We start from the raw sequence: 17,085 nt of genomic DNA, 5'->3' as shown, positions 1-17,085 counted from the left end.
ACTTTTCGTTACTTTTTATCTAATTGAAATTTAGGGGTTTTAAAATTATAAGTCATTTCTTGATAACGTAATATAACAAAGATAAGCTGGGATTATAGTTTAGCTGAAGTATGGTAATTTATATCTCACTAAAGGAGAATAGAAATGCCTGTTGTAGTGAAAGAAAGATTATTAGACTTATTACAAGATAATCAACAAAACTATTACGAATTGTTTGTTTTTTTCCTTGATTCTGATATTTCTAGTTTTGAAAAAGAAAAGAAAGCAAGAGATTTTCTTAACAAAGAAATAGATCAAAAGGAAATTGATTTTCCTACAACTATAAAAACGATTAAAGAATGGTGTAAAAATGACAATAAAAAAAATTGTGAGTTATTTCAGACTTATCTTAATCGTAGGCAAAACGGGGGCGAAAGAGAGTACTTCCAAAATGTCGGTCAAGCCTTCGAATTTTTAATTAAAGTCTCTCCAACAAAAAAAGTAGATGGCGCATGGCTATATAGTTCAATTCGTTACTGGAATGATCCAGTATTCCATGATCTTATTATTACCTATCTTGAGGAGCTAGGATTAGGCGAGCCAAAAGCAAATCATGTCTGTATCTATGATGACTTGCTACGTAGTCTCGGGCTCGATAGTTTTGATCTGCTATTAGAAGATGAATATTATCATAATGCAGTGATTCAGCTGGCACTTGGTTATGCTCCGCCTGAATTTATTCCAGAAATCGTCGGCTTTAATTTAGGCTATGAGCAATTACCACTTCATTTACTTATTAGTAATTATGAGCTTGCAGAACTAGGTATTGATTCTAAATATTTTAATTTGCACATCACTATCGATAACATTGATAACGGACATGCAGATAAAGCAATTAAAGTTATAGAAAATATTTATGATAAATATAGAGATAAAGAACTTTTCTTTAATAAATTGAGGCGCGGTTTTGCGCTTAATAGCCATGGTGTCTCATCTTCTAAAATTATTCAAAACTTAAGTCTTGAAGATTTAGTTCTTAAAATTTTAAAAAGAAAAGCGCTCGTGGGGCAGCTCATTCATAATGAAACAAGACAATTTGGATGTAAAACCATTAATCAATGGTTATCAAATCCAGAAGACATTAATAGGCTGATTACACATCTCATTGATCATAAATGGATTAAATTTAATAGTGACCCCGAACAGAGCGTGTTCTGGCGAATGATTAATAAAGAAAATGGAAAAATGTTTGGGGTATTTAACCCTGTAGAACGTCAAATTATTCATGACTGGATGGCTGGTAGTGACCATTCTTCTAACTTTTTAGCTTATAGCAGAGAGCTAAAAAATAGCCAGCGAATTCAAGATTATCTCTTTAGCTATATTTCTGATGGCGAACTGGATGCACTGCAAGAACGTATAGGTCAGACTCCCGATCTTGCCGTAAAGATAAGTAAGTTGATTCCGTTTTTGGCCCCAGATTCACATCATAAAAGTATTGGACTTTGGAGCACACGTAAATATGTCGAGCTCCTTTTTCCATATTTAAGTTCCTTTAACAAAAACTAACCCATGAAGTTTTTCTAATTCACCCCACGTTTAACTTTAAAAACATAGGTAATGAACATGACTGATAATGTTAAATCAACAAATAAAACAAGTGAAATGGCTGGTGCTGACGCTGCAAATAAAGCCAATACTACCCAAAAAACTGAACAATTAGACTCAGTCAGAGATGATGCAACCAATGAGGCATTAACCACAAACCAAGGCGTTAAAATAGCGGATAACGAGAATAGCTTAAGAGCAGGTATTCGTGGTTCGACGCTATTAGAAGATTTTATTTTACGCGAGAAGATTACTCATTTTGACCACGAGCGTATTCCTGAACGTATTGTGCATGCGCGTGGTGTCGGTGCACATGGTTACTTTCAAGCCTATGAAGGAAATGAGCGTTTAACAAAAGCGGGATTTTTAACTGATCCAAGCATTCAGACACCAATTTTTGTACGTTTCTCAACTGTGCAAGGACCACGTGGCTCTGCTGATACGGTTCGTGATATCCGTGGTTTCGCAATTAAGTTTTATACCCAAGAAGGTAATTTCGATTTAGTGGGTAACAATGCACCTGTATTTTTTGTACAAGATGGTATTAAGTTTCCAGACTTCGTGCATGCCGTAAAACCTGAACCAGATACAGAAATGCCAACTGGGGCAAGTGCACATGATACTTTTTGGGATTTTGTGTCTTTAGTGCCTGAATCAGCCCACGCAGTAATTTGGGCAATGTCAGATCGTGCTATTCCACGTAATCTACGCTCAATTCAGGGCTTTGGTGTTCATACCTTCCGTCTCATTAATGCACAAGGAAAATCACATTTTGTGAAATTCCACTGGACACCTAAACAAGGCTTAAGTGCTTTAGTGTGGGATGAAGCTCAAAAACTTGCAGGTAAAGATCCGGATTTCCACCGTCGTGATCTTTATGAAGCGATTGAGAATGGGGTTTATCCAGAATGGGAATTGGGTGTGCAAATTGTCGAAGAAGAAGATGAAATGAACTTTGACTTCGATTTGTTAGATCCAACAAAAATTATTCCTGAAGAGTTGGTTCCAGTGACACCAATTGGCCGATTTGTTTTGAACCGCAATGTAGATAATTTCTTTGCAGAAACAGAGCAGGTGGCTTTCTGTCCGGGACACATTGTGCCAGGGATCGATTTTACAAATGACCCACTTTTACAAGCACGTCTATTTTCGTACACCGATACGCAATTAAGTCGTTTAGGTGGGCCAAACTTCCATCAAATCCCGATCAATAAACCTGTATGTCCATTCCACAATAATCAACGTGATGGTATTCACCAACATACCATTCACAAAGGTCAGGCTTCATATCAACCAAACTCAATTGATAATGATTGGCCAGCAGAAACACCACCCGCAGCTTCAAATGGTGGCTTTGAAAGCTATCCTGAAAAGATTAGCGGACATAAACTTCGTCAAAGAAGTGAAACTTTTTCCGATCACTTTTCACAACCACGCCTTTACTACAAGAGTCTTGCCCCGCATGAGCAAAAGCACGTGGTCGACGCCTATACTTTTGAGCTAAGTAAAGTGCAACGAAAACACATCCGTGAGCGCCAAGTTCAACAAATTTTGGCAAATATTGATCTTGATTTAGCTCGACAAGTAGGCGCTAATTTAGGAATTGAAGTGCCTGATTTAACGCTCGATTATAAGAAAACTACAGTTGAAAAATCGGCTAAATTATCTTTCTTGGCTTTTCCACCACAAGATATTCAAGGTCGAAAAGTTGCTGTACTCATCCATAATTTAGTGAAATCTGATGAGTTGGAGGTGATGAAAAAATGGGCAATTAAAGAAGGTGTGACTCTTCATTTATTAGCGCCAAGCTTAGCTCCTGTAAAAGATCATCAAGACAAAACTATTACGGCTGATGGTATGCAAATGGCTGAACCTTCGATTGCGTATGATGCCGTGATTATTCCTGATGGCGATAACTTAAATGCCGTGCTGCAAGATGGCGTAGCGCGCCACTATGTACTCGAAGCTTACAAGCATTTAAAGCCAATTGCGTTTTTAGGGAATAAATCTGATTTGCTCGAACCGCTAGGTTTAGTTGCCGATGAAGGTACTTTAGCTGAAGATGAATTCCAGCCTATTGCTGAAAAATTCAAAAAACTGATCATGGCTCATCGTGTTTGGTCACGAGAACAAATAGCTACCCAGATACCAGCTTAAATTTCAGGGCACTTCGTTTAAAACAAAGGAGGCTTTTGCCTCCTTTGTTTTTTAGCTTAGTTACTGTATTTACTGAGGGAGAGGTTGCAGGCCTTTTACAATATCAAGGTATTCAGACCCGTTTAACCAAAAAGATTTTTTCAAGAACAGTGTCGTCATAATACTTTCGGCTGCTTCGCTATCCGGATTTTCACAAAATAATCCATAGCTTTCACCTAAAACCGCATCATTTTCAATCAGGCGGATATAGTAAGCATGTTGCTCGTTTGCATAACCTAAAACCGCATCACGTTGATTTTTCATTTCGCATGTCTCCATACCAAAAAACTGAATTTAACCAGAATGTTAAGTGTTCAGAATCTCATTTGATAAAAATCAAAAACAGTCAGCGATAACGACTATTCCGAAATAGGTTTTGATTTTCTTCAAATTGCCATTTTGGTTAAAACATCCCTGTTAAAAGCAAAATGGATTAAAATCTGATCATGAGATTTATTGTTATGCAAAAAAAATATTTCGTCAACTTGAAAATGTAACTTTTTCAAGTTACATTGTTTGTGTAGGATTTGAACAGTGAAGAGGGAGGCGATATGCCAAAGAAAAAAGAGTTCGAGCATGGCGGTGTACGAGAAAATGCCGGACGTAAAGCACAGTTCAATGAACCCACCAAAGTGATTCGTGTTCCCGAGTCTCAAGTTAACTTTATCAAAAATTGGTTACTGAATAATGTCAAAACCAATAACTTGACTGACTTTAACTCAAAACTTAATGTTCAACCAGTGCATCCGAACAACGATAAAATTTATCATATTCCTTTAGCAACAGAACGTGTTGCAGCAGGTTTTCCTTCGCCTGCACAAGATGATATCGAACAAGCACTCGATTTAAATGAATATTTAATTAGAAATGAAAATGCCACGTTTATTGTCAAAGCGAACTCTTTGTCAATGTTAGATGCGGGAATTGATATTGATGATCCACTTATTGTGGACCGCAGTATTCCCGCCAAATCGGGCGATATTGTAATTGCACTCATCGACAATGATTTCACAGTTAAGCGCTTAATGATTGATAGTCAATTTCAGCCACCTAAAGTTTGGCTAAAAGCTGAAAACCCTGATTATCAAAATATTTATATTGAAGAGGGGCAGGAATTGGTGATTTGGGGAGTGGTGACTTATAACCTCAAACGAATGAGATAAATTTTTCCCATATTTATTATTCAAGTTACTGACCTGAAATGGAGGCCAGTAACTTTTGTTGAATGACTTTTAAATTTGCCCAATCAATAAGCACGTTGCGATAGCAACCATCAAACCACCTGAAAAACGGCCCACTAACTGTGCTGCTTGTGGTCTGGTTTTCAAAATAGCCTCTGAACCATAACCCACCATTAAGTAAATAATTGCGCAGCTAATCATGTGGACAATACCAAAGGCAAGAATCTGTGTCGTTACGGGCCATGAAGCAGTAGTGTCAATAAATTGAGGAAGCAGGGCTAAAAAGAGTAAAAAAACTTTTGGGTTTAAGCCACTCACATAAACACCTTTGGTTGCCCAGCTCAACCATGACTGAGCTTTTTCAGAATCGGATTCGTTGGGAGTAGGAGGGGTAAGTAATAAGTTTATTCCCATCCATAACAAATAAGCAGAACCCGCGACCGTGAGGATCATCAGAGCAGTTGGATTATTTGCTACAAGCAGACCAACACCCGCCGCTACCAATAAAATCGTAATCAAGTGCCCAAATAGCATACCTGCAACGGCGGGTACAACGACTTTTCCCTTAATTCCTGCCGAAATGGCATAGGCCCAGTCTGCCCCTGGCGTAATAATAAAAAGAATGGAGACACTCCAAAATGCAATAAAAATGTTAAAAGCCATATGCTTCTCTCGGCAAACTATTTTCCAAAGGTTTCGCTCGTGATTTAGAAAAAATCCCTATTTATTCGAGCTTGTTGAAAATAATATGCTCATGTATTTAGAATGTGCTTTTAAATGTTTGCTCATATCACACTCATTTGGGGTAAATTTTTCTAAATGGATCGCACAGATAAAAAGATTCTTGCTGAATTGCAATTAAATGGCCGATTATCTATCACCGAGTTGGCAGAAAAAGTCGGTTTGAGCATTTCACCTTGTCATAGACGAGTGAAGGCTTTAGAAGAGTCGGGAGCCATCAAAGGCTATCGGGCAGAACTCGACCCAAACTTAGTGGGATTTGAATTTTCAGCGATTGTTTTTATTACGCTTAAAGAGGGCGATAAACAGGCAGTCGAGAAGTTTGAAAATGCCGTAATTGATATTCCACAAATTATTCAGGCCCAACGTTTGTTTGGTGAGCCAGACTATTTGCTGCATGTGGTGGCTAAAGATTTACCTGCTTTTCAGCGTTTGTATGATGAAAAGCTATCTGCTATTCCAAGTGTACAACGGCTCATCTCAACCATTGTGATGAAAGATGTGGTGCCTGAACGTTTATTTCCGATTGGCTAAATCATCAGATATAAAAAAAGAAGCTTTAAAGCTTCTTTTTTAGTTGGTAAGAGAGTTAAGCGTCGAGTGTTTTACACAAAGAACAGATCGTGCCGTTATGTTTGTGAGAGAACATAATATCTGGACGCTCATAACCTTGCTCACATACGCGGCAGTGATAAACTGTAGCGACAGGAGTTCCTTCAGCATCGTAACGCGGTTCTTTGATACCGTCATCGTGTGACTTGATGTAGTATTTTCCTTTGGTTAATAAGCCCATGATTGGTGTTAATACAAAGGCAAGTACAAGTGCGATAAGCGGTGAGTAAGGTGCTAAGAAGCTACCTAGTAAGCCGAAGAATGCTGCAATTGATAAGCCTGCTGATACAAGGAATGCAACCATACCGACAGGGTTTACGTTGTAGAGCATGTCACGGCGATATTCCGGTTCTTTTGGTGAAAGTTTTAAAACATATTTGTTGATTGAAATGTCTGTTGCAACAACTACAACCCAAGCAATCGCAAAGTTTGAATAGAACCCTAAGATTTTACCCAGTACCGCAAACATGTTGCCTTCCATCAAAGCAAGCGCAATTGCCAAGTTCACCATCACAAAGACAATACGGCCCGGATAATGTTTGCTAATACGAGTGTAGGCACTTGTCCATGCAAGGGAACCAGAGTAAGCATTGGTCACATTAATTTTAATTTGAGAAATAACCACCAAAATCACTGCAAGTGTTAAAGCAGCCCAACCTGGAAGCATGTCATGAAACGCTGCATTAAACTGTTGAACAGGCTCAGTGCTGTTTACGCCTGGTATTTTAGTGAGTAAATAGAACCCTAAAAATGCCCCAATAATTTGTTTAATTGCGCCTAAAATCACCCAACCCGGACCCGCTGAAATTACGGCTGCCCACCATGCTTTGCTATTTTCTTTTGTTTTAGCAGGCATGAAACGTAAGTAATCAATTTGCTCACCAATTTGCATGATTAGCGATAAACAAATACCCGCACCTAACATGATTGCTGCCATGTCTACAGTTGCAAAACCTTCTTTACCTGTAAAAGTAGCAAATTGGCTGACTAAGGCAGGTTCTTGGTAAATTAGATAGGCCACTGGACCAATCATCAGAACGAGCCAAAGCGGGGTAGTCCAGACTTGTAATTTACTTAAAGCTTTCATGCCGTAAATGACGAGTGGAATGACCATCACAGTTGAGATGAGATAGCCGGCCCAAAGCGGAATACCTAAACCGAGCAATAACCCTTGCGCCATGATTGAACCTTCAAGGGCAAAGAAAATAAAGGTGAAACTGGCGAAAATGATACTGGTCAGGACCGAACCGATATAACCAAAACCTGCACCGCGGGTAATCAAGTCAAGGTCGATGTTATAGCGAGCTGCGTAGTAGGCTAAAGGAATGCCGGTTAAGAAGATAATAATCGCTGCAAATAAAATGGAGAAAACAGCATTGGTTGTTCCGTAAGACATACCAATACTGGCGCCAATAGAAAAGTCAGCAAGATAGGCAATACCACCAAGTGCAGTAATAGCAACAACTTTGGGACTCCAGCGCCGAAAGCTGTGTGGAGCATAACGTAAAGTATAATCTTCTAAGGTTTCATTCACTGCTTTTTGTGAATCTGTACCTTGCACAGTGTCCAGATTTGGATGTTCAGATACACTCATAACATCAATCTCCCAATCATTTTCGGTCAATCAACACAAATATTGATCATTGTTTTTTGATGGTTTTGAGTGTGTGATTTTTGGGGAAAATTGAAAATACGTTATTTTGCGTATATGTGCGTATTCGAGAAAATCGCCATGATAAATGACTTTTGGCATAAGGATTGCTGAGTTTAATACAGCCACATGCCAAACATGAGTGTTATGTCAGATATTTCACGTCCCCAAAAAGCGCCACAACGTGTGATCAAAACACGTCGTGAATATAATATTTGGGTGGCAGATGAAAGTATCGAAGATTATGCGCTCCGCTATGCACCCACCTCAGTAAGAAAATGGTCGCCTTGGACGGTAACCAATACCGCAATCTCGACAGTCAGCTTTTTGGCGATGGAAGCCATTGGGGCAACCATGCTTTGGCAATATGGCTTTAGCAATGCGTTATGGGCAGCAATTGTCGTATGTACCATCATATTTTTGACCAGTTGGCCGATTAGTTATTACGCTGCAAAATATAATGTAGACGTCGATTTGCTTACTCGTGGTGCAGGTTTTGGCTATATTGGCTCGACCATTACGTCTCTGATTTATGCCAGCTTTACCTTTATTTTGCTTGCGTTTGAAGCCGCAATTATGGCGATGGCACTTGAACTTGCCTTAGGTATTCCACAAGTTATTGGTTACTTAATTTCTGCATTAGTGATTTTGCCTTTAGTGGTCAAAGGCATTGGTTTTATTAATAAAGTTCAGGCGATCACACAACCAATCTGGCTCTTATTACTGTTATTACCGTGGTTTTTTGTACTTTGGAAACAGCCACAAATTTTAAGTAGTAGCCTGCATTTTGTTGGTGCGGTTTCAAATTCAACAGACTTTAACCTGTATTACTTTGGTGCGGCGTGCACTCTTATTTTTTCATTTGTGATCCAAATTGGTGAGCAAGCCGACTATTTACGCTTTTTACCGCAAAAAGAAAAGAACAGAACCGCATGGCGTTTTGCCGTTTTTTTAGGTGGCCCATCTTGGATTATTTTCGGATTTCTAAAAGTTTTGATGGGCATGTTGCTGATGGTGTTGGCTTTTCAGCTGTTTATTCCTGTCTCTGAACTAGACAATCCGACTTATCTGTATTGGATTGCCTATCAGCAATTTATTCCAAATCCGCAGCTTGCTTTAATTCTCACTTTAGCACTGGTTTGCTTGGCGCAAATTAAAATTAATATGACCAATGCCTATGCTGGTTCATTGGCATGGTCAAACTTTTTTGCCCGTTTAACTCATAGTCATCCGGGGCGAATTGTCTGGCTTCTTTTTAACGTTTTTATTGCTATTGTTTTGATGGAAATGGGGGTTAGCCATGCGGTTGAACGTATTTTGGGGTTATATAGCAATATTGCTTTGGCATGGATTGGGGCTGTCGTTGCCGATTTAATTATCTGTAAGCCTTTAGGTCTAAGTCCAAAAGGAATCGAATTTCGCCGTGCTTATTTATATGACATTAATCCCGTAGGTGTGGGTGCTTTACTGATTGCTTCAGTGTTATCGATGCTAAGCTATTTGGGCTTTTTCGGGCTCATGGCAAAAGGATTGGCAAGTTTTATTGCCTTGGGGAGTGCGGTTTTATGCGTGCCTGTTATTGCTTACTTAACCAAAGGCAAATATTACATTGCACGTCAGCCTGAAAAAATTCAGGCGACGTCGGTTGCTAACTGTGTCGTGTGTGAACGGGACTATGAACTTGCTGATATGGCGGGCTGCCCAGCCTATAACGGTACGATTTGCTCTTTATGCTGTTCACTTGAAGCACGCTGCCACGATTTATGTAAACCTGATGCACGCTGGTCAGTACAACTCAAAAAAGCCATTTGGCACTATTTACCAGAACGTTGGGCTAGTCGTTTAAATAGCAGGGTCAGTTTATATTTATTACTGACTTTAGGGCTGTCTATTGTTTTGGCAGTGAGTTTAAGTCTGGTTTATATCCAAGAAAAAACCTATTTAGAAACAATCAATGCGGCAGCCGTTCCTCAGTTATTTACACTGTTTGTCAAAATTTACACCATTTTATTTTTATTGATGAGTGTTGCTGCATGGTGGTTAGTGTTAAACGATGAAAGCCGCCGTAATGCTGAAATTGAAACACATCAGCAAACAGCATTATTGATTGATGAAATTGCTGCCCATGAAGTCACTTCAAAAGACTTACAAGACGCTAGAATAGCAGCAGAACGGGCAAATGATGCCAAAAGCCGTTATGTCATTGGCATTAGCCACGAACTAAGAACACCTCTAAATAGTATTTTGGGCTATAGCCAATTACTTCAAAAACAAGAGCAGCTTTCAGAACAAGGTAAAATGGCGCTCGGTGTGATTAGCCGCAGTGGTCAACATCTGACTTCACTGATTGACGGTTTACTAGATTTAGCACGAATCGAAACAGGTAAAATTTCTTTAAATGTAGTGGATGTTCATTTCCCAAATTTCATAGAACAAATTATTCAAATGTTTCAGCCACAGTTTGAACAGAAGAATTTACAGTTTATTTATGAAATTGGAGAGAATCTACCACACTATGTCCGTACCGACAAAAAACGCCTAGAGCAAGTGCTCATCAATTTACTGGGCAATGCTTTAAAGTTTACGACGAGCGGAACAATTACTTTGAAAGTCGAGTACCGCTTCCAAACAGCTTATTTTGAAATTAGAGATACGGGCTGTGGTATTGCCGAGGCAGATTTAGAGCGAATCTTTAATCCGTTTGAACGGGGCAGTAATGTAGTACAAGGCGGATTTACTGGAACAGGGCTTGGGCTTCCAATTGTAAAATTATTGGTCGATTTACTGGGTGGCCAGCTATCTGTGACTAGTCAACTCAATCAGGGTTCACAATTTAAGATTAAGTTTTATTTACCTTCAAAAGAAGTAGTGCATCCGATTTCTAATGTTTACTCCAACCAAATTACAGGCTATCAAGGCGAACGAAAACGAATTTTGGTTGTCGATAATGAAGCGGTGGATCGAGGCCTAGTTGCTAATTTTCTCAAACCTTTAGGATTTATGATTGAAGAAGCCGAGTCGGGCATTGACTGTTTAAGAAGAGTACCTATTTTTCAACCTAACCTGATTTTGATGGATTTAAATATGCCTTTGATGGGCGGTTGGGAAACTGCACGATTATTGCGTCAGAATAATATTACCAATGTGCCGATCTTAATTATTTCAGCGAATGCAGGCGAGCGTGAAGTCAATCCACAAGATGCAGTCTTAAGTGAAGACTTTATGTTAAAACCAATCGACCTCAATTTGTTGCTGAGTAAAATTGGGGACAAATTAGGTTTGGTATGGATTGATTCTAAATCAGATGCAATACTTGAAAATAATGAAGTTCAAGCACTTGATATAAACGTGTTTAAGCAAGAGCAAAGCGCTGTTCATACGCCACTCCAACAACTGGAAAATAATGATCTGCTCGATTTACCGCAAAGCTTGCAACAGTTAAATGATTTAATTGGACAGGGCTATATTCGTGGAATTCAACAGACTTTAACGCAATGTCGTCAAAATTTTCCTGAGCATGATGAGTTATGGGAACAGGTTGAACAGGCTATTCAAAAGTTTGATTTAAAACACGCGCAACGATTGATTCAGGATAAGCAATGAGTACGCAACATGTTTCTTTTCAGCAGGCTTCAATAACTGAGCAGGCTGTTATTCTGATTGTGGATGATGTACCGGAAAACTTGGGTTTGCTACATGAAAGTCTGGATCAGGCAGGTTATCGCGTGCTTGTCACAACGGATGGGTTAAGTGCAATTGAAATCGCGCACCGATGCTTACCCGATATGATTTTACTCGATGGCAATATGCCACATATGGATGGTTTTGAAAGTTGCATACAGCTTAAAGCGAGTCCAATTACGCAGTTTATTCCCGTTATATTTATGACAGGCTTGTCGGAAACAGAGCATATTGTGCGTGGTTTTCAGGTCGGCGGGGTGGACTATGTAACCAAGCCACTGAATATTGAAGAAGTATTAGCGAGGGTAAAAACACATTTGGCACATGCCAAACTATTGCAACAACAAAAACAGGTGATTGATGCAACGGAAACAGCAATTCTTGCGTTAGATGTTCACGGTAAAATTGTGTGGAAAACTCAAAAAGCCAGTGATTTACTAAACCAATATTTACCTGAATTAGAGGGTTTTGAGGCAGGCTTAAAAGCTTGGTTTTCAGACTTAGAGCAAGAAAAAGACCCCAAAAAATTAACCAGCTGTTCTTATTCGACACCATCTCAGCAATTACAGCTTTTATTGCTCACGCCGTGGGAAACTGAACCAAGTGTGGCAAAAAACTATCTCATACAGATAAAAACATCTACGCCAGCTTTGGAAATGGCTGATATTTTGAAATACTGTCCTCAGTTGACTCAACGTGAGGCAGAAGTCATGCACTGGTTGTTGTTAGGGAAAACCAATAAAGATATTGCAGAAATTTTGGAGCTTAGTCCACGGACGGTAAACAAGCATTTAGAGCATGTTTTTGAAAAACTTTGTGTTGAAAATCGAACTGCTGCTGTGGTGCACATTAATAGTCTGGTGCAAGAGTTTCATTAAGTTAATTAAAAAAGCTAGAGGCCCCATCGAGCCTCTATTATTTTTCTTACTTCAAGTTCTGTTTAAAGAAACTGGTTAATTTATTAAATGGAATGAGATCGACCCGATCATATAAATCAACATGTCCAGCGCCTTTAACGTAGTAAAGTTCTTTAGGTTGGCCTGCGAGTTTATAAGCTTCCTCACTAAACTCTTTTGAATGGGCCTGATCACCTGTAATAAACAACATCGGACGTGGTGAAATCGTTTCAATGTCGTTAAATGGGTAGAAGTTTAAAAATTTGACATTACTTGTGAGAGTTGGGTGGGTCGTAAGCTCTCTCGATGAGCCTTTAGGCGTATATTCTCCGCGTGAAGTACGATAAAAGTCATAAAACTCGCGTTGAATAGGGTGTGTATCTGCTGTTAGCTCATGCGTAGTCCCGCTGGTATATTTGGTTTCACCACCTTTAAATTCAACATAACGCTGTGCAGCGGCTTCTGCAATAATTTGCTTTCTTTGCTCTACGGTTTGTGAGTGACGTAAGCCATTGCGGTTTGCTGCTCCCATATCATACATACTGACAGTTGCTATGGCCTTCATACGAGGATCAATTTTCGCTGCACTAATGACAAAACTCCCGCTTCCACAAATACCTAATACACCAATATTATTAGGATCAATGAAAGATTGTGTTCCCAAATAATCTAAAGCGGCACTAAACGCTTCTGCATAAATGTCTGGTGCAACCACATTTCTTGGTTGGCCCGCGCTTTCACCCCAAAATGATTGATCAATTGCTAAGGTTACAAAACCTTGTTCAGCCAATTTCTGTGCATATAGCATAGAGCTTTGTTCTTTCACGGCTCCCATTGGGTGACCAATTACAATAGCAGGCGCTTTAACCTTTTTATTTAGGTTTTTGGGAATAACCAGATTACCAACTATTTCCATGTTGTATTGATTTTTAAAAGTGACTTTTTGAATAGTCACTTGCTGACTTTGATAGAAGTTATTTGCACCATTAGACATATCGGCCGCCATACCAGAAGTTGAAGAAAATAGACCAATAGTTGCTGCACAAATTGCAGCCGCTGTATGGGTTTTAAGCTTTTTAAATAAGGGAGATGTAGTCATAGATACCTCAATAAAACTATTTAAAGGGGGGATTAATTCATGCTTATTTGATTTGGGAAATTGAAATTTTGATGGGTTGGTTCTGCTTAAATTGTTGAGGAATTACATCAAGTTTCCCAAGAAAAATGAGGCCATTCGCGTAACCAACAGGTGAATCTTTATAGAAAAAAGCCAGATTGCCCCACGGAGCATAATAGGTAAGATCACCCGCTTTTCCTGCATAGCCATTGGGTGCATTTTGTGTAGTTAGCTTGGCGGGTAGGTCGGCTATTTTTTCAGTAGAGTCATAATCTTTAAGTGTTAATGTCAGTGGAAGCTGTTTGGCAAAATCTTCAACAGTAGGTGACATGGCTAATGTGGCAAATAGCGGTTGCTGTGTTCCATCAATATCAATACGGATTTTCATTATGGATAACCTTTGTTGATTTTTACCTTGAGGCTTTATTGCATAAGAAGCGGAAGTCACTGAGAACAAAACACATAGGCTGACTAAGCCTTTAAAAAACCTATGATTAGCCATATCAAATCACCTCACTTCTTTAAGAAAAAAGCATATAAGTGCAATGAAGCTATTTATTCTTTAACGTAAAGATATGAGTGGAATTTATTAATTTTTTACATTAATAAAAATGACTCATAATCATCGCCTCAGTTTATTTAAATCTTCATGTTTACTGCTTGATATGGATTTTAACGAATCTTCTTTTTAATAATTAGTCTAAAAAACAAACATGGACTTATGAGTAATATTCATGAATAGTTTTATCCTTTATAATGAGGTTGACTCCCCAATAAGAGATAAAGCAGATGATAAATAAAGAAAACTATAATGATCTTTATGCTTTTTTAATGGTGGCTCGAGAAGGGAGTTTTACGAAGGCTGCTGGGAAAATGGGAATTTCGCAGTCTGCACTAAGCCATACCATTCGCGGTTTAGAAGAGCGTTTAGGCATGTTGCTACTGACCCGAACCACTCGTAGTGTTTCACCAACAGCAGCAGGTGAAAGGTTAAAGCAAACCATTAGCGCTAGCTTTGACCAGATTGATAATGAATTATCGCTTTTAACATCATTTCGAGACCAACCCGCTGGTACAGTTCGAATTAATGCCAGTAGCCATGCAATACGGGAAGTATTGATTCCAAAACTTAAAAAGATTACAGGTGAGTATCCAGATGTACAAGTTGAACTAACGGCTAATAGTGGGATGGTCGATATTGTTGCTGAGCGGTTTGATGCAGGCGTTCGTTTCGGAAGCCGTGTGGCTGATGGGATGATTGCGGTACGTATTAGCCCAGATGTCAAAATGGCGGTGATTGCAACGCCACAATATTTTGAAAAATATGGAATTCCACAAACACCGAAAGATTTATTGAGTCATCAATGTATTGGCTTTCGTTTAACGACTCAAGGCAGTGTTTACGCATGGGAATTTGTCAAAGATGGTCAAGAGTCAAAAATCAAAATTCAGGGGCAATGGATATTTAATGAAAGCTACGATATCGTCGAGGCGGTTAGAGCTGGACTTGGACTTGCTTATATTCCCGAAGATTTGATTCGAGAAGATTTAAAAGAGGGGAAGCTTGTGCAGGTCTTAAAAGATTATAGTATCCAGTTTCCCGGATACCATTTGTACTACCCACATCGCAGACAACTTTCACCTGCGTTACGATTGGTTATTGATGTGTTGCGTGAGTAGCACTACGCCATGTAAGAAAAGCAGTGATAGACCCTAACAATAAGATAATAGCGCTCAGATAAAATGTCGCGGTATAGCCATGTGAGTCATATAACACGCCGCCTAACATTGCTCCCAAAGTAATTGCAAACTGAATAATGGCAACCATTAAACCGCCACCAACCTCAGTATCTTGATGTAGTGTTTGGGCAAGCCATGTGTTCCATGCGACAGGTGCCGAAGTTCCAATAAAGCCCCATAAACCCATTAATATTGCGACCAACCACAAATGCTGACCACCAAGTACGAAGGCATAAGCAATGCTTGCCATCATTAAAGGAATAAGAATCAGATAACGATAAACATGTTGGTGGAGAATTAAACTAATTACAAATGTACCCACTAAACCTGCTAAACCCAATATTAATAATAAAATGGATAGCATTGTCGCATCGACATGAGTAACGGTTTCTAGAAATGGGCGTAGATAGGTAAATAGCGCAAATTGGCCCATAAAGAGTAATAAAATTCCGGTCATCCCATAAAGTACAATTGGGCGTTTTAGTAAACCAAATGGATTTTTAGATTTCTCAACTGACAATATTGCAGGAAGAGAAGGCATACTTTTAAATTGCCAAATAAGTGCAACAATCGCGATGGGTACAATACAGAAAAAAGCACCACGCCAGCCAATAATTGAACCCAAAAAACTTCCTAATGGTGCTGCAATTGTGGTGGATAGAGCATTTCCGCCATTTAATAAACCGAGTGCTTTAGGTACTGAAAGCGGAGGAACGAGTCGCATGACAATTGATGTCGACATTGCCCAAAAACCACCAATCACTACGCCTAAGATTGCACGACCCAACATAAACAAAGCCGCAGAATGGGCAAATGTAATGACTATGCCCGAAGCAATCATCAGTAGGGTGAGTAATAAAATGATATGACGTCGGTCCCATGCCTTAAATATACGACTAATAGACAGGCTGGTCATCACAGCAAAAATACCAGAAATTGCGATTGCTTGACCCACTTGCCCTTCACTCATATTTAAATCTGAAGAGATTGGTGTGAGTAAACTTACGGGCATGAATTCTGAGGCAATTAATACTGCGCAGCATAGTGACATTACAAATACAGCACCCCATGCAGGTGTGTTATTTTCATGTGTATCTTGCTCAATTTGATGAAAAGAAGACATAAAAGTTCCGACTTTAAAACCGTTAAATGTTCATAAATGAAATGAATAAAATCTGGTCGCAGAGCTTAACAGTAATGATTTGAGAGCATTAGATGCAGAATTACGAATAGAATTATGAGTTTTATGCATGAATTGTATTTAAAAAGCATACAGACTCGCTGCTAAAAACAGGCTATTTTTTTACACTTAAATTTGTTCTTATAGATAAAGATTATACAAAGTCATTTCTAAATAAATATGAGTCGTAATACGAGGAATTCATTGTGAATATTCAACAAAAAGATGATACAAAACACGGCAGCTTTAGCCTACTTGATGGTGAAACGGTTGCTGGTGAAATGACTTATACATGGGCTGGCGAAGGCATGCTAATTATTGATGCCACAGATGTAAATGAAAATTATCGGGGACAAGGTGTAGGTCGCCAATTACTTGATGCTTTGGTGGCCTTTGTTCGTGAAAAAGAAGTGAAAGTAATTCCGCTTTGTCCATATGCAAAATCGGTTTTTGATAAAGACCCAAGCATTGGTGATGTACTTAGAAAGTAAGCAATAGATTGA

At 39.1% G+C, this 17,085-nt stretch carries 14 protein-coding genes; 8 read left to right on the top strand and 6 right to left on the bottom strand.

Features of this window, described 5'->3' with window-relative positions; genetic code table 11:
- The first annotated feature begins 144 nt into the window (after window positions 1-144).
- Entirely contained in the window at window positions 145-1,548 is a 1,404-nt protein-coding gene (locus HUN22_RS08670) for an iron-containing redox enzyme family protein (RefSeq protein WP_174728154.1), read from the top strand.
- A gap of 51 nt (window positions 1,549-1,599) precedes the next feature.
- On the top strand, window positions 1,600-3,744 hold the full coding sequence (gene katE / locus HUN22_RS08665; RefSeq protein ID WP_174728151.1) for a catalase HPII: 2,145 nt from the start codon (window positions 1,600-1,602) through the stop codon (window positions 3,742-3,744).
- Window positions 3,745-3,813: 69 nt separating this feature from the next.
- Here the strand turns inward: katE and HUN22_RS08660 are convergent, their stop codons facing one another.
- Window positions 3,814-4,047 (bottom strand): hypothetical protein, encoded by a 234-nt coding sequence (locus HUN22_RS08660; RefSeq protein WP_002114518.1) that lies wholly within the window; start codon window positions 4,045-4,047, stop codon window positions 3,814-3,816.
- A gap of 287 nt (window positions 4,048-4,334) precedes the next feature.
- Between HUN22_RS08660 and HUN22_RS08655 the strand changes: the two genes are divergently transcribed.
- The gene (locus HUN22_RS08655; RefSeq protein WP_174728148.1) at window positions 4,335-4,946 is read left to right on the top strand and encodes a LexA family protein; all 612 of its coding nucleotides are present in this window, start codon (window positions 4,335-4,337) and stop codon (window positions 4,944-4,946) included.
- A gap of 69 nt (window positions 4,947-5,015) precedes the next feature.
- Here the strand turns inward: HUN22_RS08655 and HUN22_RS08650 are convergent, their stop codons facing one another.
- Window positions 5,016-5,627, bottom strand: coding sequence for a LysE family translocator (locus HUN22_RS08650; RefSeq protein ID WP_174728145.1), 612 nt, complete (start codon window positions 5,625-5,627; stop codon window positions 5,016-5,018).
- A gap of 156 nt (window positions 5,628-5,783) precedes the next feature.
- Here HUN22_RS08650 and HUN22_RS08645 point away from each other — a divergent pair, with 156 nt between their 5' ends.
- The gene (locus tag HUN22_RS08645; protein WP_000376211.1) at window positions 5,784-6,239 is read left to right on the top strand and encodes an Lrp/AsnC family transcriptional regulator; all 456 of its coding nucleotides are present in this window, start codon (window positions 5,784-5,786) and stop codon (window positions 6,237-6,239) included.
- Window positions 6,240-6,294: 55 nt separating this feature from the next.
- Here HUN22_RS08645 and HUN22_RS08640 read toward each other — a convergent pair whose 3' ends face one another.
- Window positions 6,295-7,911, bottom strand: a complete 1,617-nt coding sequence (locus HUN22_RS08640; RefSeq protein ID WP_174728142.1) for a purine-cytosine permease family protein — start codon at window positions 7,909-7,911, stop codon at window positions 6,295-6,297.
- 195 nt (window positions 7,912-8,106) lie between these two features.
- On the opposite strand from HUN22_RS08640, the gene HUN22_RS08635 reads away from it, so the two are divergent.
- Window positions 8,107-11,571: a hybrid sensor histidine kinase/response regulator gene (locus HUN22_RS08635; protein ID WP_174728157.1), complete on the top strand. Its 3,465-nt coding sequence runs from the start codon at window positions 8,107-8,109 to the stop codon at window positions 11,569-11,571.
- Window positions 11,568-12,527 carry a response regulator transcription factor gene (locus HUN22_RS08630; protein ID WP_174728139.1) on the top strand — a complete coding sequence of 320 codons (960 nt, stop codon included), beginning with the start codon at window positions 11,568-11,570 and terminating at the stop codon, window positions 12,525-12,527. Before HUN22_RS08635 ends, HUN22_RS08630 begins: the two co-directional genes overlap by 4 nt.
- Window positions 12,528-12,573: 46 nt before the next feature.
- Here the strand turns inward: HUN22_RS08630 and HUN22_RS08625 are convergent, their stop codons facing one another.
- Window positions 12,574-13,644: an alpha/beta hydrolase gene (locus tag HUN22_RS08625; protein WP_174728136.1), complete on the bottom strand. Its 1,071-nt coding sequence runs from the start codon at window positions 13,642-13,644 to the stop codon at window positions 12,574-12,576.
- A 43-nt stretch (window positions 13,645-13,687) separates the two neighbouring features.
- Window positions 13,688-14,164: a cyclophilin-like fold protein gene (locus HUN22_RS08620; RefSeq protein WP_174728133.1), complete on the bottom strand. Its 477-nt coding sequence runs from the start codon at window positions 14,162-14,164 to the stop codon at window positions 13,688-13,690.
- A gap of 287 nt (window positions 14,165-14,451) precedes the next feature.
- On the opposite strand from HUN22_RS08620, the gene HUN22_RS08615 reads away from it, so the two are divergent.
- Complete coding sequence (locus tag HUN22_RS08615; RefSeq protein WP_174728131.1) at window positions 14,452-15,342, top strand: LysR family transcriptional regulator; 891 nt, start codon at window positions 14,452-14,454, stop codon at window positions 15,340-15,342.
- Here the strand turns inward: HUN22_RS08615 and HUN22_RS08610 are convergent.
- Window positions 15,320-16,525: an MFS transporter gene (locus HUN22_RS08610; RefSeq protein ID WP_174728128.1), complete on the bottom strand. Its 1,206-nt coding sequence runs from the start codon at window positions 16,523-16,525 to the stop codon at window positions 15,320-15,322. The genes HUN22_RS08615 and HUN22_RS08610 overlap by 23 nt on opposite strands.
- Before the next feature lie 263 nt (window positions 16,526-16,788).
- Here HUN22_RS08610 and HUN22_RS08605 point away from each other — a divergent pair, with 263 nt between their 5' ends.
- Window positions 16,789-17,073 (top strand): GNAT family N-acetyltransferase, encoded by a 285-nt coding sequence (locus tag HUN22_RS08605; protein ID WP_017390443.1) that lies wholly within the window; start codon window positions 16,789-16,791, stop codon window positions 17,071-17,073.
- Window positions 17,074-17,085: the final 12 nt, after the last annotated feature.

Source organism: Acinetobacter lactucae, from assembly GCF_013344765.1.
GTDB lineage: Bacteria > Pseudomonadota > Gammaproteobacteria > Pseudomonadales > Moraxellaceae > Acinetobacter > Acinetobacter lactucae_A.
This window is presented reverse-complemented; position numbering and strand designations above follow the sequence as displayed.